The organism is Rhizobium sp. TRM96647 (assembly GCF_025780115.1).
Lineage (GTDB): Bacteria > Pseudomonadota > Alphaproteobacteria > Rhizobiales > Rhizobiaceae > Mycoplana.
This window is the reverse complement of sequence record NZ_JAOXHF010000008.1, coordinates 49,977-69,917: the sequence shown is the minus strand read 5'-3', so window position 1 is coordinate 69,917 and position 19,941 is coordinate 49,977. Positions and strand designations below refer to the sequence as shown.

Sequence of the window (19,941 nt, the reverse complement as noted above, 5' to 3'; positions counted from 1 at the left end):
GCGGTGTAAGCCTGAATGTATAGCTCGTTTGGTTAACAACATTCTCACCGCCCCGTCTTGCCCTTGCCCTTCCCCTTGCCCTTCGCCTTCCGCTTCTCCTCGCCGGGATCCTCGTAGCTGCCGGCGCCGATCTTGCCGCGGAGGACGGGTTTGGGGGAGGAGCCCCCCTCGGCCCTGCCGGGCATCTCCTCCGCAAGGGGGGAGGTCGATGTGGCGCGCTCCGGCTGGCCTTCGGCCAGCGGCGGGACGCGCTTCTTCGTGCTTTTCGAGGCCTCGGGTTTGTCCGGCAGGTGGCCGGTGACCGGCTTTTCGGTGCGGCCGACGGTCATTTCGTCGAGGCTGTTCTTGCGGAACAGCGATTGCCCCTCATCCGCCCTTCGGGCACCTTCTCCCCGTGAACGGGGAGAAGGGATTTCCGTGTCGGTGCCCGGGCCCATGTCGTCGAGCGAGGGTTTGGTGAAGTAGCCAGCCGATCTCCCCCCTTGCGGGGCAGAGGGGGGTATTTCGTCGGCGCTCGAACCCTCCCCTTGAGGGGGAGGGTCGGACCGCAGGTCCGGGGTGGGGTGGCCGCTGCCGTGGCCGGCATTGGTGGGGAGGTGGGGGCCCCCCCCCCCGCCGGGGGCCCGCCCCCCCCCCCCCGGGGGGGGGGGGGGGGCCCCGGGGGGGGGGGGGGGGGCGCGCCGCTGCCGTGGCCGGCATTGGTGGGGAGGTCACCCCCACCCGCGCGTTTCGCGCGACCTCCCCCCTCAAGGGGGAGGTGGGAGCCGGCCTCGTCGCGGTCACCCCCCTCTGTCCTGCCGGACATCTCCCCCGCAAGGGGGGAGATTGGCCCGTTGCGCTCTTTCGCTCCGCCTTTTCTGCTCCCACCTTCGGCGCTCCGCGCCTCTTTGTTCCTGCTCCCTGTCGCGCCTTCGGCGCTCCGCGCCTCTTGCCGGGCCATCGGGTCGTCCATGACGGCGAGTTCGGCGGCCTTGAGGCGCTTGATCTCGTCGCGGATGCGGGCGGCCTTTTCGAAGTCGAGGTCGGCGGCGGCGTCGCGCATGGATTTCTCCAGCGCGTCGAGATGGGCCTTGAGGTTGTTGCCGACGAGGTGGCCGCCGTCGGCAAAGCCCTTGCCGGCCACGCCGGAGATGTCGGCGCGGACGTGGTCGCGCTCGTAGACGCTGTCGAGGATGTCGGAGATCTTCGCCTTCACCGATTCCGGGGTGATGCCGTGCTCGGCATTGTAGGCCACCTGCTTCTCGCGGCGGCGGCTCGTCTCGTCCATGGCGCGCTGCATCGAGCCGGTGATCTGGTCGGCATAGAGGATCACCTTGCCGTCGACATTGCGCGCGGCGCGGCCGATCGTCTGGATCAGCGAGGTTTCGGAACGGAGGAAGCCTTCCTTGTCGGCATCGAGGATGGCGACGAAGCCGCATTCGGGGATGTCGAGGCCCTCGCGCAGGAGGTTGATGCCGACGAGCACGTCGAAGGCACCGAGGCGAAGATCGCGGATGATCTCGATGCGCTCGAGCGTGTCGATGTCGGAGTGCATGTAGCGCACGCGCACGCCCTGCTCGTGCAGGTATTCGGTCAGGTCCTCGGCCATGCGCTTGGTCAGCACGGTGACGAGGGTGCGGTAGCCGCGCTGCGCGGTCTCGCGGATCTCGCCGAGCACGTCGTCGACCTGGGTCTTGGCCGAGCGCACCTCGACCGGCGGGTCGATCAGCCCGGTCGGGCGGATCACCTGCTCGGCGAAGACGCCGCCGGCCTGCTCCATCTCCCAGCCGCCGGGCGTTGCGGAGACGGAGATGGTGTCGGGGCGCATCGCGTCCCATTCCTCGAAGCGCAGCGGGCGGTTGTCCATGCAGGACGGCAGGCGGAAGCCGTATTCGGCCAGCGTCGCCTTGCGGCGGAAGTCGCCGCGGTACATGCCGCCGATCTGCGGGATGGTGACGTGGCTCTCGTCGATGAAGATGATGGCGTCGTCGGGGATGTATTCGAACAGCGTCGGCGGCGGCTCGCCGGGCTTGCGGCCGGTGAGGTAGCGCGAATAGTTCTCGATGCCGGCGCAGGAGCCGGTCGCCTCCATCATCTCCAGGTCGTAGCGGGTGCGCTGCTCCAGCCGCTGCGCCTCCAGCAGGCGCCCGGCCTTCTCCAGTTCGGCAAGGCGCAGCTTCAGCTCGTCCTTGATCGACTTGATCGCCGCATTCAGCGTCGGGCGCGGGGTGACGTAGTGCGAATTGGCGTAGATCTTCACCGATTTCAGGTCGCCGGTCTTGGCACCGGTGAGCGGGTCGAACTCGGTGATCGCGTCGATCTCGTCGCCGAACATCGAGATCCGCCAGGCGGCATCCTCAAGGTGGGCCGGGAAGATCTCGATGGTATCGCCGCGGACGCGGAAGGAGCCGCGGACGAAATTGATGTCCTGGCGCTTGTACTGCTGGGCGACGAGGTCGGCGAGCAGCTGGCGCTGGTCGAGCCGGTCGCCGACCGACATCTGGAAGGTCATCGCCGTATAGGTCTCGACCGAGCCGATACCGTAGATGCAGGAGACCGAGGCGACGATGATGCAGTCGTCGCGCTCCAGGATCGCGCGGGTGGCGGCGTGGCGCATGCGGTCGATCTGCTCGTTGATCGAGGAATCCTTCTCGATATAGGTGTCCGAACGCGGCACGTAGGCCTCGGGCTGGTAGTAGTCGTAATAGGAGACGAAATACTCGACCGCGTTGTCGGGGAAGAAGTTCTTGAACTCGGAATAGAGCTGGGCGGCGAGCGTCTTGTTCGGTGCGAGGATCAGGGCCGGGCGCTGCGTCGCCTCGATCACCTTGGCCATGGTGAAGGTCTTGCCCGAGCCGGTGACGCCGAGCAGCACCTGCGAGCGCTCGCCCGAGGACAGGCCCTCGACGAGATCGGAGATCGCGGTCGGCTGGTCGCCGGCGGGCTCGTAGTCGGAGACCATGCGGATCTCGATGCCGCCCTCCGATTTTTCCGGCCGGGGCGGGCGGTGCGGCGTCCAGATCTCGCCGTTCTTGTGCAGCGGATTGCCGCTCTCGATCAGCTTGGCCAGCGCGTCCACCGTGGCGGTAACGGCCGCGCCGGCATTGAGCGACGAGGCCTGCTCGAGATTGACGTCGAGGCCGGCGACCGGGTTGAGCCCCGCGGCCGCGCGGATCTTCGGATCGGAGGAGGCGCCGATCGAGACGCCGCGGGATGTCTTTTGTGCGCTCACGCTGTCGGCGCCATGCGCCTTCGCTCCGCGGGGGCCTCGCGACGGCTCGGACGCCCGTTCGGGCTTGCGGCCTTCGGCCGATTGCTCCAATGCGACCTTTTCCTGATGGCGGCGGGCGGCGTTCTCCACCTGCTTGCGGTGCTTGCCGGCCTTGGAGGCGACCTCGCGGCGCGATTCCACCGTCGACGCCTCGGCATCGGCCTCCAGCTGTTTCACCCAGTCGGCGACGCTGCCGGTGAGCGGCGCGCCCTCGAAGTCGGACTGCGGAGCTTCCTCGAAGCCGGGCTTGGAGGGGGCGGGGTTCTTGGGTGATCTGGCCATGGTCGGGAATATGGAGACGTTCATCGGGAAAGGGAAGGGGGCATGAGTACAAAAGGGAAACGAAATGCCCGCGCCGGCCGGCGGCCGCGGCCATCATCCCGCCATGCTTGCGGCGTTCTGCTTGCGGCCGCAAATGCCTTTCGCCGGCCATGGGCGAATCGTCTATGACTTGGCCATATCCCCTCAGGAACCGGATCCTTCGATGCCCTTCGCCCTCAATCCCGCGGCCGTCTGGCCGATCGTGCTGCTCTGCCTCTCCAACGTCTTCATGACCTTCGCCTGGTACGGCCATCTCAAGGTCAAGGCGGCGCCGCTCTACCTCGTCATCCTGGCGAGCTGGGCGATCGCCTTCTTCGAATATTGCCTCGCGGTGCCGGCGAACCGCATCGGCCACCAGGTCTATTCGGCCGCGCAGCTGAAGACGATCCAGGAGGTGATCACGCTGGTCATCTTCGCCGGCTTCTCGGTGTTCTTCCTCAAGGAGAGCCTGACCTGGAACCACCTGATCGGCTTCGCCCTGATCGCCGCCGGCGCCGCCTTCGTGTTCAAGGGCTGAGGGCGCGGCCGATAAAAAAGCCGCAATCTCCGCACAGCTTCACGCGATAGGTATGGATTCATGAGCTCCATCGGCACCATCGCCGCCCATCGTTTCGGCACCGGTCCGCGCCCGGGCGAGCTGCCCGCCGGCACGGTCGACGACCTGCTGGCGCAGGTGACGCGCGGCGTGGCCGAAACCTGTCCCTTTCCCTATGACGGCATCGCCGGGCGCCGCGCCAGCTTCCCCGCCTTCCGGGCGCTGTACAAGAGCTATCAGGAGCAGCGCGAGAACGGCACCGTCCGCAAGGTGGGCGACCGCCGCGTCAATCCCTTCCAGATCGCGCTCAACACCGCCTTTCTGCGCGACCAGCACCGGAAGGTCCGCCATGCGGTGCAGTCGCCGAACGGATTTTTCGAGCGGCTCGCCGCCTTCTGGTGCGATCACTTCGCGGTCAACGCCGAAAAGACCGCGAGCATGCGCATCCTCGTCGGCCTGTACGAGGCCGAGGCGCTGCGGCCGAACCTGGCCGGCCGGTTCGAGCCGCTGTTGCGGGCGGCGATCCTGCATCCGGCGATGCTCGCCTATCTCGACCAGCCGAAATCGGTCGGCCCCCATTCGCCGGTCGGGCGGAAGCGGGGGCGGGGGCTGAACGAGAACCTCGCCCGCGAGCTGATCGAGCTTCACACGCTCGGCGCCGATGGCGGCTATACGCAGGACGACGTCCGGGCGGCGGCCTATGTGCTGTCCGGGCTGGATCACGACGGCGGCGCGTTCGAGACGACCTATCGCAAGGCATGGGCGGAGCCCGGCGTCCACCGCGTTCTCGGCCGCGACTATGGCGGGCCGAAGCGAAGCCTCGGCGACGTCGAGGCGCTGCTGGCCGATCTCGCCGCGCACGAAACGACGCGCCGGCACGTCTGCCGCAAGCTGGTGGTGCATTTCATCGCCGACGAGCCGCCGGCCGAGGTGGTCGAGGCGATGGTAACGGCGTGGTCGCGCACCGACGGCGACTTGCTCGCGGTCTACCGCGCGATGCTGGAACATCCGCGCAGCTGGGACGAGGACGGGCGGAAGGCCCGCCAGCCCTTCGACTTCGTGGTGGCCGGCCTGCGCGCGCTGGACGTGCCGGCGGAAGCGCTGGAGCCGATCGCCGTGACGTCGAGGCGGGCCGGGCAGGCGGCGATGGCGACGCCGCAGGACGGGGCGGCTGAAATGTCGATGATGGCGACGGATGAAGCGGGAACGGGGGACGCGGTCGTGGAGATGGCGAGCGGCGACGACGGGGCGACGGCCACGGTCCTGGCCAGGCCGACCGCCGACGGGCGGGTGCCGATCCGTGCCAACCCGCTATCCGTGGGCGCGCTGCAGCGGCTCGGCCAGCCGCTCTGGCGTCCGCCGAGCCCGGCCGGCTGGGACGAGGAACTGTCCGCCTGGATCACGGCGGCGCAGCTGACGCAGCGGATCGACTGGGCGCGCGACCTCGTGGCGCGGTTCGGCGGCGACCGCGATCCGCGCCGCTTCGTGGAGGCGGCGCTGGGCGACATCGCCCGCGACGATACCATCCAGGTCGTGTCGCAGGCGCCGAGCCGGGAGGCGGGACTGGTGCTGGCGCTGGCCTCGCCGGAGTTCAACAGGCGCTAGGGTTCATCGCAGAGCCCGGCGCGACAGGAATCGAGAAGGGCATGGACGTCCGCGGGCAGATGTGAGCTGCTGCCGGGCGCGGTGCCGAGGAGACCGAGCGATGACGAACGAAATCAGCCGGCGCACCCTGCTCGGCGCAGCCTGCTGCCTGGCCGCCTCGCCGGTGGTGACGCCGGTGAGCTTCGCCGCGGTTCCCGGCGACAACCGGCTGGTGACGATCGTGCTGCGCGGTGCGATGGACGGGCTTGCGCTGGTGCAGCCCTATGGCGATCCGGCGCTGCCGGTTCTGCGGCCCAAGCTCGCGCTGACGCCGGAGCGGGGCCTGCTCGACCTCGACGGCTTTTTCGGCCTGCATCCATTGGCCGAGGCGCTGATGCCGCTGTGGCGGTCGCGCGAACTCGGCTTCGTGCATGCGACCTCGACGCCCTACCGCTCCGGCCGCAGCCATTTCGACGGGCAGGACATGCTCGAAAGCGGCGGTGCGGCCCTGAACGACGAGCGCACCGGCTGGCTCAACCGCGCCATCGCCAGCATTCCCCGCAGCGCCGAGCGCCGGGCGATCGACGTGACCACGACGTCCGAACTCATCCTGTCCGGCCCCAATCCGGTCGACGTCTGGTCGACCCGCGCCGACCTCGACATGGCCGAGGACGAGCAGATGGCGTTCGTGCGGCTTTATCGCAATGATCCCGTCTTCGCCGCGGCGATGGGCGACGCTATGGACACGGACCTGTTCTCCGACCGCATCTACGGGGACGAGCGGCGGAACGCGGGCGTCGTCGCGGTCGCCAGGCTCGCTGCCGGCATGCTGTCCGGCGAGCACCGCATCGCGAGCTTCACCATCAACGGCTGGGACACCCATGTCGGCCAGGAGCGGACCTTCAAGCGGCCGGTCACCGATCTCTGCACCGCGATCCTGACGCTGAAGGCGAACCTGTCGCCGCAGGTCTGGCGGAAGACGGCAATCCTGGCGATCACCGAATTCGGCCGCACCGCGCGGGAGAACGGCTCCGGCGGAACCGACCACGGCACCGGCGGCCTGGCGATCATCGCCGGCGGCGCGGTGGCGGGCGGCAGGGTCTACGGGACATGGCCGGGGCTCGCCGAAACGGCGCTGCTGGACGACCGGGACCTGACGCCGACCACCGACCTGCGCCAGCTGGCCGCCGCCATGCTCTACCGGCAGTTCGACGTCCCGGCCCGCGCCATCGACAATGCGATCTTCCCGGGTTTGTCGTTCGACCGCAGCGCCGCCTACCTGCGCGGCTGAGCCCTTACCGGCATCAGTCGATGATGTCGAAGGCCCGGAAGATCCAGCTTACCTGGTAGAGCAGGCCAAGGGAGACGAAGGCTGCGTGGAACCGCCTGTTGGCGGTGAGCGCCGCAATGCCGCAGAGGACGATGTAGACGACGTTGCGCACCGGATATTCGTAGCCGAAGGATTCGAAATAGCTTCGCCCCTTGATGGCCGTATCGACGAGATCGACCGCGTAAGAGAGCGCAAGGAAGCCGAAGAACCAGCCCTTGCGCGACATGAAATAGTCCTCGTAGCCGCCATAGTCCTCCATCGACAGCGGAAAGAGCAGCACGCAGAGGAAGAAGAACAGGCAGGCGTATCCGATCAGGAACAGGAAGACGCCGAAGTCGAAGATGGTCAGCGCCTGCAGCCGGAATTCCCACCACCAGAAATGCAGCAGGAAGAGCAGCATCGACAGCACCCAGCCGAGATGGACCCAGTAGACGCGCGTCTTGCCGGGATGCTGGACGAAGGTGGCGAGCCCGGTGAGAAGCCGGGCCAGCGACAGGCTGACCACCATGCCGATGACGACCCGCACATGGGTGAAGAGGGCCGGATCGGCTGTCGCGTGCTCCATCGGAATTTTCCCGCTCGTGGCGGACCGCAGGGATCCGCCGGCTCATCCTCGTGACCGATTCGGCCGGTTCAGGCGGGCGCAGAATGTCAGGTGAAGGCCGGCAGGTCCATGTCGGGGCGGGTCACTCGGCCGGTACGGCCGCCGGATTGCCGTCGCGATCGAGGGCGACCATGACGAAGGTCGCGCCGGTAACCTTGTCGAGGCGCCCTGTCAGGTAGCGGCGCGCCCAGGCTTCGACCAGCAGGGTGATCGAGGTGCGGCCGACGGCGACGATCTCGGTATAGACGTTGATGGTATCGCCGATCTTGACCGGCAGTTCGAACGCCATCTCGCGAACCGCGCGGGTGACGACGCGGCCATGCGCCCGTTCGGCGGCGCGAATGCCGGCCGCGAGGTCCATCTGCGACATGACCCAGCCGCCGAAGATGTCGCCGGCGGCATTGGCGTCGGCGGGCATCGCCAGTGTTCTGAGCGTCAGCTGCCCGGGGGGTGAAGCGTTCTCGGTCATGAATCGATTACTCCGTGTTCGCTATCGATTTAGACCAAAGGCGCTCCGAGAAACAGGGCACACTGCCACCTTGCGTGTCTTGCGCTCCGGCGGCGGACGGGCAAAGCCCGGGGAATTTGGTACATCGTAATTTAGTCGAATTTAACTTGTCGCGACAAAGATCGGCGCCTGGGCCGGCAAAGTCATCTGCCGGATTAAGGGGATCATTGTGAACAAGCTGAAGATATCCGCCAGACTGTATCTGCTCGTGGGACTGGCGCTTGCCGTCTTTTCGGCGGTTTCCGTCTATGCGCTGTTTCATTATCAGGACGCGATGGTCGTCGAGCGCAAGTCGAAGCTGCGCGCGATGGACCAGAACATGGTGAAGCTGTTCGAGTTCTATCACGGCCAGGAGGCGTCGGGGGCGCTTTCGCGGGAGGAGGCGCAGGCGCGCGCCAAGGATGCCGTCCGGGCGCTGCGCTACGAGGATAGCGGCTATTTCTGGATCAACGATCTCGACGCGAACATCGTCATGCATCCGATCAAGCCGGAGCTCGACAACACCGACCAGTCGGGGATGAAGGATCCGACCGGCAAGTTCATCTTCCGCGAGTTCGCCGACGTGGCGAAGGCCAGGGGCGAGGGCTTCGTCGACTATTACTGGCCGAAGCCCGGCGCGGAGGAGCCGGTGCTGAAATATTCGCATGTCGCGGGCTTCGCGCCCTGGGGCTGGGTGGTCGGCACGGGAGTCTATGCGGACGACCTCTCGGCCATGTTCCGGCGCAACGCGGTCTCCATGGCCGGCTGGCTGGCGCTCGGCGCGCTGGCGATCGTGCTGGTCGCCTTCGCCATTGTCCGCAGCGTGGTCGGCCCGATCGGCCGGCTGAAGACCGCCATGCAGGCGATCGCGCAGGAGGACGTCTCCGGAGACGTGCCCGGCACGGACCGGCCCGACGAGGTCGGCGACATGGCCCGGGTCGTGTCGGTGCTGCGCGACAGCGTGCGCGAACGCGCCGAGATGCGCACCCGCGAAGGCGAGCAGCAACGGCGCACCGATGCCGAGCGCAGCGAGGGCGAACGCCGACAGCGCGCGATCAGCCAGTCGCAGGTCGAGGCGATGGACACGGTCGGCACGGCGCTCGAGCGGCTCGCCCGCGGCGATCTCTCCGCCCGGATCGATGCGATCGCCCCGGAATATGCCAAGCTGCGCGAGGACTTCAACCAGGCGGCGCAGGCGCTGAACGGCGTCATCGGCGCGATCGCCCGTTCGACCGACGTGGTGCACGGCAATGCCGGCGGCATCGCCGCAGCCGCCAACGACCTGTCGCAGCGCACCGAGCAGCAGGCGGCCTCGCTGGAGGAAACGGCTGCGGCGCTGGACGAGATCACCGCCGCCGTCCGCAGCGCCTCGGACCGCGCGGCCGAGGCGAGCCGCATGGTCGGGCAGACCAAGGACAGCGCCGGCCGCTCCGGCGCCATCGTGCGCGACGCCGTCGCCGCGATGGGGCGGATCGAGGACGCCTCCAACCGCATCGGCCAGATCATCGGGGTGATCGACGAGATCGCCTTCCAGACCAACCTGTTGGCACTGAACGCCGGCGTCGAGGCGGCCCGCGCCGGCGAGGCGGGCCGGGGCTTTGCCGTGGTGGCGCAGGAGGTGCGCGAACTGGCGCAGCGCTCGGCCAATGCCGCCAAGGAGATCAAGGGCCTGATCGGCAATTCGGCGACGGAGGTCGGCAACGGCGTGGCGCTGGTGCGCTCCACCGGCGAGGCGCTGGCCGAGATCGAGCAACTGGTTCACCAGGTCAACGACCAGGTGCAACTGATCGCCACCGCCGCCCGCGAGCAGTCGACCGGACTGGCCGAGGTCAACACCGCCGTCAACCAGATGGACCAGATGACCCAACAGAACGCCGCGATGGTCGAGGAGACGAGCGCGGCCGGGCAGACGCTGTCGCAGGAGAGCGAGGAACTGCGGACGCTGCTGCAGCGCTTCCGCCTCGACGCGCCCTCGGCAACCGCCCGCGCCCGCGCCGCCTGAGGCAGGCGCGACATGGCCGCAAACCCGATCGACCCCGGCGTCACCCGCCGGGGCCGCTTCGTCTTTCCGGCCGGGTTGATAGGGCGACGCACGCGATCGCGTGGATCGGCCGGAAACGCTTCGTTTACCCTGCGGGCCTAAAATTTCCTTGTTTTGCAGGGCGCTGGCCCGGCGCGGGCGCTGCCGCCCGGATTCGTCCCGAATGCGGACACGTCGCGGCGGCAGCATGCCGGGACCTGGAGGCTTGCGGATCGGTCGCGCGGGCACGGGCGGAACGGGAATTGTCATGAGTATCACGTCTGCTTTCTCACCGGCGCGACCGGCCGCCATCCTTGCGGCTCTCTTCCTTGCCGCCTGCTCGGCCGACCTGACGCCGCCGGCAAGCGTCGACGGCGAAAGCACGGTCAGCGCCATCAGGCCGGCGGGCGCGCAGCGGATGCGCTCCGCAGGCGGCGATGGCGGCGCGTCGGCAGCCTATCCGGCAGGCGGAGCGCCGGTCAGCGCTGCCGGAGGCGGGGCCGACACCTTCGGCGGGCTCGAACCGGTCGACCAGGCGATGCCGGCGGAGCCGGGCCGGCAGCCCGGCAGCCTGCCCAGAATCGACAGTGACGAGGCGATGGGGGTTTCCGGCGGCACGCAGGTGGCCTCGACCGGGGGCGTGCTGCAGATCCCGCAGGACGGGGTCAACATGGATGCGGGCCTCGGCGTCGGCCAGGACGGGGCGATACAGGGGCTCGCGGAGGCGCAGGCCGGGGAGATCGCCGAGGGCAATGCCACGCAGGTGGTCGTCGACGGCATCGGCTCGGACGATCCGCGGCAGCTGGGCCAGCCGCAAATGTCCGAACCGATGCCGATGCCGGAAACGGAGGCGGAGATGACCGCTCCTGCGGCCCGCTCAGGCGCCCGCCGTGCAGAGGAGGAGCAGAAGGTCGCCTTCATCCCGCGCTTCGACAACCCGATGTCGGTGCCCGAGAGCCGGGGCGGCATGCCGGCTTCGGAGAAGGCCTGCCGCCAGCGGCTGCAACGTCTCGGCGTGAAGTTCCGCGACGTGCCGGCGATCGGCAAGGGCCGATCCTGCGGCATCGCCTATCCGATCGAGCTGCAGGGCCTGTCCGGCGGCATCCAGATCCGGCCGGCCGCGCAGGTGAACTGCCAGATCAGCGAGGCCTTTGCGAAGTGGGTGAAGAACGAGCTCGCCCCGGCAGCAAGACTGCGCTACGTCTCGGGCGTCAAGTCGATCCACCAGATGTCGTCCTATTCCTGCCGCACGATGAATTCGCAGCGGGGTGCTTCCATGTCCGAGCACGCCAAGGGCAACGCCATCGACGTCGGCAAGATCGTGCTGAACAACGGCAAGGAGATCCTGATCCGCAAGAAGGGCTTCTTCGCCTTCCGCGAGAAGGGACTGCTGAAGGCGGTGCGCAGCGACAGCTGCAAGTATTTCACCACCGTGCTCGGCCCCGGCAGCGACCGCTTCCACAAGGATCATTTCCACTTCGACCTGCGCACGCGCAAGTCCGGCTACCGGCACTGCAGCCTGTAGAGCCGCGCAAAAAAAAGGACCGGCTCGAAAGCCGGCCAAGATACGCGTCAAAGAGGTGCGTCGCCACGCCAACTCGATACAAGGCCCGGCGGGAGGGGGTCCCGGAGGGCGGCGCATTCCTGCGGACGGGTACATCCGTCCGTTCGGCCCGGCAGGGGGCTGCCGGGCGAGGCGCAGTCGCAATCATTGCGAGCCGAAAGCGCCCGGGCGACGCGGCGGCGGCTTCCTGCCTCGAAAGCCAGAGTGATTGAAAACGATCACGGTTTCATGACACTTAGGCGGCAGGCGACTCGATTTCCGCACGGGTCCGACAGCAATCAGGAGTAGCCGCATGCCGCCAGTCGCCGACCTTCTCCTGTTCGCGGCGGCGATTGCGGCCGCCGGCGTGGTGTCCGGACTGCTCGCCGGCATCTTCGGCATCGGCGGCGGCGCCATCCTCGTGCCGGTGTTCTACCAGGTGTTCGGCTATCTCGACGTGCCCGAGGCGGTGCGCATGCACCTCTCCGTCGGCACCTCCATCGCCATCATCGTGCCGACCTCGCTGCGCTCGTTCACCGCGCACCGCAAGCGCGGCGCCGTCGACATGGACCTGCTGAAGGGCTGGATCGTGGCGCTGCCGCTGGGCGCCATCCTCGCCGCGGTCATCGCCGCCTATATCTCCTCGGAGGGACTGCGGCTGATCTTCGTCGCCATCGCCATCCTGTTCGCGCTGCGCATGCTGTTCGACCAGCCGCACTGGCGTCTCGGCACGGAGTTGCCGCAGAACCCCTGGCGGTGGATCGCCGGCGTCGTCATCGGCACGCTGTCGGGCCTGATGGGCATCGGCGGCGGCGTCCTGAACAACACCTACATGACGCTCTACGGCCGGCCGATCCACCAGGCGGTGGCGACGTCGTCGGGCGTCGGCGTGCTGATCTCGATCCCCGGCATCTTCGGCTATATCTGGGCTGGCTGGGGTGCGCCGGGCCTGCCGCCGTTCTCGACCGGCTTCATCAACTGGGTCGCCGTGGCGCTGATCATCCCGATCGCACTGGTGGTCACGCCCTACGGCGTCCGGATCGCGCATGCGCTGAGCAAGCGCCACCTGGAGATCGCCTTCGGACTGTTCCTGCTCTTCGTCGGCGCCCGCTTTCTCTACAGCATCTACGGTTGAGAGAATGTTTTTTCGCGTGCGGGGATGAAAACGTCACACGCATACCCCATATTCCGCCCGCGTCCCCCTTGAGAGCCTGAGAGGGAGCGATGCAGGTCCGGCGTCCGCCGGCAGTCCCTCCGCTTCCAATCATGACGGTCCTCCATGGCGCCCATCGTTCGCATCGAAAACCTGACCAAAAGCTATGCCAGCGGTTTCCAGGCGCTCAAGGGCGTCAGCCTCGACATCGAGGAAGGCGAGATCCTGGCGCTGCTCGGCCCGAACGGCGCCGGCAAGACGACGATGATCTCGATCGTCTGCGGCATCGTCACGCCGTCGGGCGGGCGGGTGACGGTGGCCGGCCACGACGTGGTCAAGGATTTCCGCCGCACCCGCGAGATCATCGGGCTCGTGCCGCAGGAACTGACGCTCGACGCCTTCGAGACGGTGTTCAATACCGTCGCGTTCTCGCGCGGACTGCACGGCAGGAAGCCGGATCCGGCGCTGATCGAGAAGATCCTGCGCGAGCTATCGCTGTGGGACAAGAAGGACACGATGCTGCGCCAGCTCTCCGGCGGCATGCGCCGGCGCGTGCTGATCGCCAAGGCGCTGTCCTACGAGCCGAAAGTGCTGTTCCTCGACGAGCCGACGGCCGGCGTCGACGTGACGCTGCGCAAGGAGATGTGGCAGCTCGTCGAGCGGCTGCGCGCCACCGGCGTCACCATCATCCTGACGACGCACTACATCGAGGAGGCCGAGGAGATCGCCGACCGCATCGGCGTGATCAATAAGGGCGAGATCCTGCTCGTGGAAGACAAGGCGGCGCTGATGCAGAAGCTCGGCCGCAAGCAGCTGACGGTCGAGCTGGCCGAGCCGCTGGAGGCCGTGCCCGAAGGGCTCGCCGCATTCCGGCTGCGGCTGGGCGAGGGCGGCCAGTCGCTCGTCTACGAATACGATACGGCGGGGGAGCGGACGGGCATCACCGCGCTCCTGGCCGCCATGGCGGAGCAGGGGCTGCGCCTCAAGGACGTCTCGACCGAACAGAGTTCGCTCGAGGACATCTTCGTCGAACTGGTCGGAGACGCGAAATGAATTTCGAGGCCATCAAGTCGATCTACGCCTTCGAGATGGCGCGCACGCGCCGCACGCTGATGCAGAGCGTTGTCTCGCCGGTCGTCTCCACCTCGCTCTATTTCATCGTCTTCGGCGCGGCGATCGGTTCGCGCGTGCAGGAGATCGAGGGCGTGCCTTACGGCGCCTTCATCGCGCCCGGGCTGATCATGCTGACGCTGCTGAACCAGTGCATCGGCAACGGCTCGTTCGGCATCTATTTTCCAAAATTCACCGGCACGATCTACGAGATCCTGTCGGCGCCGATCTCGACGGCGGAGATCGTCATCGGCTATGTCGGCGCGGCCGCGACCAAGGGGCTGATCATCGGCACCATCATCCTGGCGACCGCTTCGCTCTTCGTCGACATCACCATCGCCCATCCGCTGCTGATGGTGGTCTTCTTCGTGCTGACCGCGGTCAGCTTCTCCCTGTTCGGCTTCATGATCGGCATCTGGGCGAAGGACTTCGAGCAGTTGAACATCATCCCGATGCTGGTGATCCCGCCGCTGGTCTTCCTCGGCGGCAGCTTCTACTCGATCGACATGCTGCCGCCGTTCTGGCAGACCGTCAGCCACTTCAACCCGGTCCTCTATCTCGTCTCCGGTTTCCGCTGGAGCTTCTTCGAGATCGCCGACGTCAATCCCTGGATCAGCCTGGCGATCGTCGTGGCCTTCCTGGGGGCATGCCTTGCCGTCACGGCATGGATCTTCCGGACCGGATACAAGCTGAAGAACTGAGCGGCCGGTCCTTTCGCTTTCCACCTTCGATTGATCTGGCATTTGCCCGCATTGCGGGCAAATTCCTGCGTGTAGTTGCAATCTGCAATTTAAAAGATATACGGCTATGCTAAAAAGCGACTCTTATCAGTAGGATAGGTGCGGTATCCGCTTTCGGCTTAATCGATTTTCAACCTTCGATATCTATGCAGGTGGGCGTCAGCGATACCCGCAAAGGTAACATGATTGTTGCCTTACATATCCTCTGTCCATTTCTCCCAAATTTTCTGGAGTGCAGCAATGACGTTGCTTTCGTTTGGCCGCGGCGCCGATGCGCGGGCTATCCTGAGCGCGATGGACCGGTCACAGGCCATCATCGAATTCGACATGAACGGCAAGATCCTCTCCGCCAACGAGAACTTCTGCAAGGCGATGGGCTACGAACTCGCCGAGATCCTCGGCCGGCAGCACCATATCTTCGTCGACGCGGAATTCGCCGCGAGCGCGGAATATCGCGCATTCTGGGAGCGGCTGGGACGCGGCGAGTTCGATCGCCAGCAGTATCGCCGGCTTGGAAAGGGCGGGCGCGAGGTCTGGATCGAGGCCTCCTATAATCCGGTCCTGCGCGGCGGCAAGCCCTACAAGGTGGTGAAGTTCGCAACCGACATCACCGAGATGAAGCTGAAGAACGCTGAGGGCGAGGGCAAGCTGGAGGCGATCTCGCGCGTCCAGGCGACCATCGAATTCACCCCGGACGGACGGATCCTGACCGCCAACGAGAACTTTCTCACCACCCTCGGATACCGGCTGGACGAGATTGCCGATCGCCACCATTCGATGTTCTGCGATTCCGGCTACGTCGCAAGCCCGGACTATTCGGCGTTCTGGCAAAAGCTTGCAGCCGGCGAGTTCGTCGCCGACGAGTTCATGCGGATCGGCAAGGGTGGTCGGCAGGTCCACATCCAGGCCTCCTACAATCCGATCTTCGACATGAACGGCGGGGTGTTCAAGGTCGTCAAGTTTGCCACCGACGTGACCGAGCGCGTTCGCGCGGTCAACGAACTGGCCGGTGGCCTGCACGAACTGGCGGAGGGCAACCTTGCCCGGACGCTGGAGCGGCCGTTCATTCCGACGCTCGACAAGCTGAGGGCGGATTTCAACGTCTCGGTCGGCAGGCTGCGCAGCGCCATCCAGACGATCGCCGGAAACGCCGAAGCCATCGCCTCCGGCTCGCAGGAGATCCGCACGGCCTCCGAAGGCCTCTCCCGCGAACTCGAGCAGCAGGCGGCCTCGGTGGAGGAGACGGCGTCCGCTGTCAACCAGATCACGGTGACGGTGAAGGAGACGTCGATCCGCGCCAACGAGGCCGGCTCGCTGGTCGCTGATGCGAAGGCGAGTGCCGACCAGTCGGGCGACGTCGTCCGCCGCACGGTCGAGGCGATGTCGAAGATCGAGGCGTCGTCGGCGCAGATCGCCGGTATCATCGGCGTCATCGACGTGATCGCCTTCCAGACGAACCTGCTGGCGCTGAACGCCGGGGTCGAGGCGGCGCGCGCCGGCGACGCGGGCAAGGGCTTCGCGGTCGTGGCGCAGGAGGTTCGCGAGCTCGCCCAGCGCGCGGCCACCTCGGCCAAAGAGATCAAGGACCTGATCGGCATCTCCGAGCAGCATGTCCGCGACGGCGTCGGTCTCGTCGGTCAGGCGGGCGAGGCGCTGGCGAAGATCGCAGATCAGGTGACGCGCGTGCACGAGAATGTCGGCGCCATCGTCCAGGCGAGCCGCGAGCAGTCCCTCAGCCTCGCGCAGGTCAACGAGGCGGTGACGGTCATCGACCAGGGGACCCAGCGCAACGCCGCGATGGTCGAGGAGTCGGCGACCGCGAGCAAGGGGCTGGCGGACGAGGCCGAAGCGCTGTTCCGGCTGGTCAGCGAGTTCCGGACCGAGACGCAGCCGGCCGCACAGGCCCCGGTGCCGCAGCGCAAGGTGGCCTGACGGCAGGGCTGGCAATAAGCGGAACCGTCGCGGCGGGGGCATGGACAATGGCCGCCGGGGCCATCGCAGGTTGACCACCAACCCTCCCCACAAGGGGAGGGCTCAACCTGGCCGCACCGCCGAGGCTTCCTTCGAGCCGTCGCGTGGGGCAAGTCTTCTTCCCCTTTGTGGGGGAGATGGCCGGAAGGCCGGAGGGGGATCTGCCACAAGCAATCGCCCCGACATTGCGGGGCACTTCTAGTCGCGCAGGCGCAGTTCGTCGCCGCGGATCTCGATCGAGCCGAGCGTGCCGAGGAAGCTCATGCCGAGCAGGCTCTGCTCGAGCCTTCCGGTGCCGGCGACCATGGCGCGGACGTTTCGCCGTTCGATCGGGCCGATCGCCAGGCTGTCGAGCCGGATGGGCGCGGCGAGCGCGGTGCCGTTGGCGGTCGAGACCATCTGGTTGAAATCGAGCGTCTCGGGCTGCAGGCCGAGGCGTTCCGCGTCGGCATAGGACAGCACCACGGCGCTGGCCCCGGTGTCGACCAGCATGGGGACCGTGCCGCCGTTGATCTGGACATTCGCCTGGAAGTGGCCGTGATCCATCTTGTGCAGGACCAGGATCTGCTCGCCGGCCGCATCCGTCACCATCACCGCGCGTCCGGGGACGAGGCCGGCGGTCATGCGGCCTGCCACGCTCTGCAGGTCGTCGCGGTAGACGTAGCCGGCGACGAAGACGAGCATGATCAGCAGCCAGAGGGCGGCGTTGCGCAGCGTCTCGCTGATCCGCCCGCGGGTGACCAGAAAGCCGGTCGCAAGCAGGGCGGCGATGGCCGAGAGCTGGACGATCTGGGCGAAATCGTCGTTGCCGAGGCCGAAGGTGCGTCCGCTCTGATGGTTCCACAGAAGCATTGCCAGGCCGAAGCCGAGGATGCCGAGGATGATCCAGAATCTCATGCTTCGCCGCGCTCCCGTGCCATCCGCGCCCGGCGGGTTTCCCGCCGCGGCCTGCGCTCGACCATGGCAAGCCGCTCCGGCAGCGCCGCCATCAGCGCCCGCCGCTGCTCGGGGGTGTACTGCGTCCAGGCGCCGATCTCCTCGCGCGTGCGGCCGCAGCCGTAGCAGTAGCCGGTGGCGTCGTCGATCGAACAGACGAGAATGCAGGGCGATTCCATCGGGTCTCCGGGGTCGTGTCGAAAACTATATCGTAGGCTCACAGCGCCAGCGCAAGGGCGCCGAGGGCCGCGATTTCGGCCATCTGCTGGCTGGCGCCGATCGTGTCGCCGGTATGTCCGCCGATCTTGTCGCGCACGACATCGGTGAAGGCGAAGACGGCGGCGCAGACGGCGAGCGCCATGGAGGCGATGGCGAGCAACGGCGCACCGGGCAGCAGGAACAGCAGCGCGAGCACCGCGCCGGAGGCGAGCGCCACCTGCACGGAGGCGGTCTCCGGCTCGCCGGCCGCGGCGGCGACCCCGTCGCGCCTTGCCGGCGGAAGCGCGTTCCAGTGCCAAACCATCGCCGCCCGGCTGGTGGCGGCGACCGCCATCAGCGCGAGCGCGGCCGTGAGCGGGGACAGCGCCGGCATCATCGCCGCAAGGGCTGCGCCGCGCAGGCCGAAGGAGAGCACCAGGGCGACGACGCCGTAGGATCCGACGCGGCTGTCCTTCATGATCGCAAGCGCGCTCTCCCTGTCGCGCCCGCCGCCGAGGCCATCGGCCGCATCGGAAAGGCCGTCCTCGTGCAGCGCCCCGGTGAGAAGCGTCTGTGCCGCGAGCACCAGGAAGGCGCAGAAGAGGGGGGCGGCGTCCAGCATCCGCAGCAGGCCCAGAAGGACGGCCGCGGGCAGGACGATCAGCACGCCGGCCACCGGAAAGGCGCGGACGGTGGTCGACAGGCGGCCGTCATGGCCGGCGAAGTGCCGTTGCGGCACGCGGATGCGCGACAGGAAGGCCACGGACCGGGCCACGTCGTCGATATAGTCGCGGATATCCACCTGCGTTCTCCTGCCGCATTGTGCCGGCGCGTCCGGCGGCCATGGTGGGCGCCGGTGGCGGCAGGTACATCCTACCGATTCTCCACCGGAACGGCATGCCGAAACGGCGACAGGCACCGGCGCAAATACGGTTGTCCGATTCGCTCCCGATCTCTAATAGGAGGCAACCGATCCAACTTTGGAAGCAGAATACGAGGACGTTCCCACCATGAGTGCCAGCGGTTTGCCCTTCGATGACTTTCGTGAATTGCTGCGCAATCTGCCCGGCCCGGATTCGGCCGCCCTGGTGGCGGCGCGCGAGCGCGACGGGCAACTGACCAAGCCGCCCGGCGCGCTCGGCCGGCTGGAGGAAATCGCCTTCTGGCTGGCGGCCTGGACCGGGCGGCCGCCCGCCGTCACCCGACCGCTCGTGGCGATCTTCGCCGGCAATCACGGCGTGACCCGGCAGGGCGTGACGCCGTTTCCGCCGTCGGTGACGGCGCAGATGGTGGAGAACTTCGCCGCCGGCGGCGCCGCCATCAACCAGATCTGCGTCACCCACGACCTCGGCCTGAAGGTATTCGACCTGGCGCTGGACTATCCGACCGGCGATATCACCGAGGAGGCGGCGTTGTCCGAGCGCGACTGTGCGGCCACCATGGCCTTCGGCATGGAGGCGGTGGCCGGCGGCACGGATCTGTTGTGCATCGGCGAAATGGGGATCGGCAACACGACGATCGCCGCGGCGATCAACCTCGCGCTCTATGGCGGCACCGCCGCCGACTGGGTGGGACCGGGCACCGGATCCGAAGGCGAGGTGCTGGCCCGCAAGATCGCCGCCGTCGAGAAGGCCGTCGCCCTGCACCGGGACCATCTGTCCGATCCGCTCGAGGTGCTCCGCCGCCTCGGCGGCCGGGAGATCGCCGCCATGGCGGGCGCGATCCTCGCAGCGCGGATGCAGAAGGTGCCGGTGATCCTCGACGGCTACGTCGCCACCTGCGCCGGCGCCGTGCTCAGGGCTGCCAACCCGTCCGCACTCGACCATTGCCTGATCGGCCACGTCTCGGCCGAGCCGGGCCACATGCGGGCGATCGAGAAGCTCGGCAAGACCCCGCTGCTGGCGCTCGGCATGCGGCTCGGCGAGGGGACGGGGGCAGCGCTCGCCGCCGGCATCGTCAAGGCGGCGGCCGCCTGCCACGGCGGCATGGCGACCTTCGTTCAGGCGGGTGTCAGCAACAGGCAGTAGTGACGGGCTGTCCGATGCAATCCCGATCAGGCGGGCGGCTGAGGATAGCGGGCCGCAGGCCCGGCGCGACGACGGCCCCTGCGCGGCGCGCCTGCGGCCTTCATTCTGCCACCGGGGCCGCCTAAAGCGCGT

17 protein-coding genes are annotated in these 19,941 nt (G+C 67.7%); 10 read left to right on the top strand and 7 right to left on the bottom strand.

The genetic code is table 11. The features are described from left to right. Nucleotides 1-44: 44 nt before the first annotated feature. Together OCK02_RS15985 and uvrB are read right to left on the bottom strand one after the other, a co-directional pair. On the bottom strand, nt 45-329 hold the full coding sequence (locus OCK02_RS15985; protein WP_263813922.1) for a hypothetical protein: 285 nt from the start codon (nt 327-329) through the stop codon (nt 45-47). Next, a complete protein-coding gene (gene uvrB / locus OCK02_RS15980; protein ID WP_263813921.1) occupies nt 326-3,532 on the bottom strand; it encodes an excinuclease ABC subunit UvrB in 3,207 nt (1,068 codons plus the stop codon). The genes OCK02_RS15985 and uvrB overlap by 4 nt, the downstream gene beginning before the upstream one ends. Nucleotides 3,533-3,734: 202 nt before the next feature. Here uvrB and OCK02_RS15975 point away from each other — a divergent pair, with 202 nt between their 5' ends. From OCK02_RS15975 to OCK02_RS15965, 3 genes are all read left to right on the top strand, one after another. Beyond that, nucleotides 3,735-4,088, top strand: a complete 354-nt coding sequence (locus OCK02_RS15975; RefSeq protein ID WP_263813920.1) for a DMT family protein — start codon at nt 3,735-3,737, stop codon at nt 4,086-4,088. A gap of 60 nt (nt 4,089-4,148) precedes the next feature. Further along, nucleotides 4,149-5,711, top strand: coding sequence for a DUF1800 domain-containing protein (locus OCK02_RS15970; protein ID WP_263813919.1), 1,563 nt, complete (start codon nt 4,149-4,151; stop codon nt 5,709-5,711). Nucleotides 5,712-5,811: 100 nt separating this feature from the next. Then, nucleotides 5,812-6,981: a DUF1501 domain-containing protein gene (locus OCK02_RS15965; RefSeq protein ID WP_263813918.1), complete on the top strand. Its 1,170-nt coding sequence runs from the start codon at nt 5,812-5,814 to the stop codon at nt 6,979-6,981. A 13-nt stretch (nt 6,982-6,994) separates the two neighbouring features. Here OCK02_RS15965 and OCK02_RS15960 read toward each other — a convergent pair whose 3' ends face one another. Together OCK02_RS15960 and OCK02_RS15955 are read right to left on the bottom strand one after the other, a co-directional pair. Next, complete coding sequence (locus OCK02_RS15960; RefSeq protein ID WP_263813917.1) at nt 6,995-7,585, bottom strand: hypothetical protein; 591 nt, start codon at nt 7,583-7,585, stop codon at nt 6,995-6,997. A gap of 121 nt (nt 7,586-7,706) precedes the next feature. Beyond that, nucleotides 7,707-8,093, bottom strand: a complete 387-nt coding sequence (locus OCK02_RS15955; protein ID WP_230808365.1) for an acyl-CoA thioesterase — start codon at nt 8,091-8,093, stop codon at nt 7,707-7,709. A gap of 208 nt (nt 8,094-8,301) precedes the next feature. Between OCK02_RS15955 and OCK02_RS15950 the strand changes: the two genes are divergently transcribed. From OCK02_RS15950 to OCK02_RS15925, 6 genes are all read left to right on the top strand, one after another. Further along, nucleotides 8,302-10,113: a methyl-accepting chemotaxis protein gene (locus OCK02_RS15950; protein ID WP_263813916.1), complete on the top strand. Its 1,812-nt coding sequence runs from the start codon at nt 8,302-8,304 to the stop codon at nt 10,111-10,113. A gap of 286 nt (nt 10,114-10,399) precedes the next feature. Then, on the top strand, nt 10,400-11,656 hold the full coding sequence (locus OCK02_RS15945; protein ID WP_263813915.1) for an extensin family protein: 1,257 nt from the start codon (nt 10,400-10,402) through the stop codon (nt 11,654-11,656). A 331-nt stretch (nt 11,657-11,987) separates the two neighbouring features. Then, complete coding sequence (locus tag OCK02_RS15940) at nt 11,988-12,809, top strand: sulfite exporter TauE/SafE family protein (protein ID WP_263813914.1); 822 nt, start codon at nt 11,988-11,990, stop codon at nt 12,807-12,809. Nucleotides 12,810-12,953: 144 nt separating this feature from the next. After that, complete coding sequence (locus tag OCK02_RS15935) at nt 12,954-13,880, top strand: ABC transporter ATP-binding protein (RefSeq protein ID WP_230808361.1); 927 nt, start codon at nt 12,954-12,956, stop codon at nt 13,878-13,880. After that, nucleotides 13,877-14,638: an ABC transporter permease gene (locus OCK02_RS15930; protein ID WP_230808360.1), complete on the top strand. Its 762-nt coding sequence runs from the start codon at nt 13,877-13,879 to the stop codon at nt 14,636-14,638. Before OCK02_RS15935 ends, OCK02_RS15930 begins: the two co-directional genes overlap by 4 nt. A 279-nt stretch (nt 14,639-14,917) precedes the next feature. Continuing rightward, nucleotides 14,918-16,609 carry a methyl-accepting chemotaxis protein gene (locus OCK02_RS15925; protein ID WP_263813913.1) on the top strand — a complete coding sequence of 564 codons (1,692 nt, stop codon included), beginning with the start codon at nt 14,918-14,920 and terminating at the stop codon, nt 16,607-16,609. A gap of 237 nt (nt 16,610-16,846) precedes the next feature. On the opposite strand, the gene OCK02_RS15920 is transcribed toward OCK02_RS15925, so the two are convergent. From OCK02_RS15920 to OCK02_RS15910, 3 genes are read right to left on the bottom strand one after another with little or no spacing between them, the layout of a single operon-like run. Continuing rightward, on the bottom strand, nt 16,847-17,545 hold the full coding sequence (locus OCK02_RS15920; RefSeq protein ID WP_263813912.1) for a TIGR02281 family clan AA aspartic protease: 699 nt from the start codon (nt 17,543-17,545) through the stop codon (nt 16,847-16,849). Next, the gene (locus OCK02_RS15915) at nt 17,542-17,763 is read right to left on the bottom strand and encodes a DUF1289 domain-containing protein (RefSeq protein ID WP_263813910.1); all 222 of its coding nucleotides are present in this window, start codon (nt 17,761-17,763) and stop codon (nt 17,542-17,544) included. The genes OCK02_RS15920 and OCK02_RS15915 overlap by 4 nt, the downstream gene beginning before the upstream one ends. Before the next feature lie 38 nt (nt 17,764-17,801). Next, nucleotides 17,802-18,584, bottom strand: coding sequence for an adenosylcobinamide-GDP ribazoletransferase (locus OCK02_RS15910; protein ID WP_263813909.1), 783 nt, complete (start codon nt 18,582-18,584; stop codon nt 17,802-17,804). A 208-nt stretch (nt 18,585-18,792) separates the two neighbouring features. Here OCK02_RS15910 and cobT point away from each other — a divergent pair, with 208 nt between their 5' ends. After that, the gene (gene cobT, locus OCK02_RS15905; RefSeq protein ID WP_263813908.1) at nt 18,793-19,809 is read left to right on the top strand and encodes a nicotinate-nucleotide--dimethylbenzimidazole phosphoribosyltransferase; all 1,017 of its coding nucleotides are present in this window, start codon (nt 18,793-18,795) and stop codon (nt 19,807-19,809) included. Nucleotides 19,810-19,941: the final 132 nt, after the last annotated feature.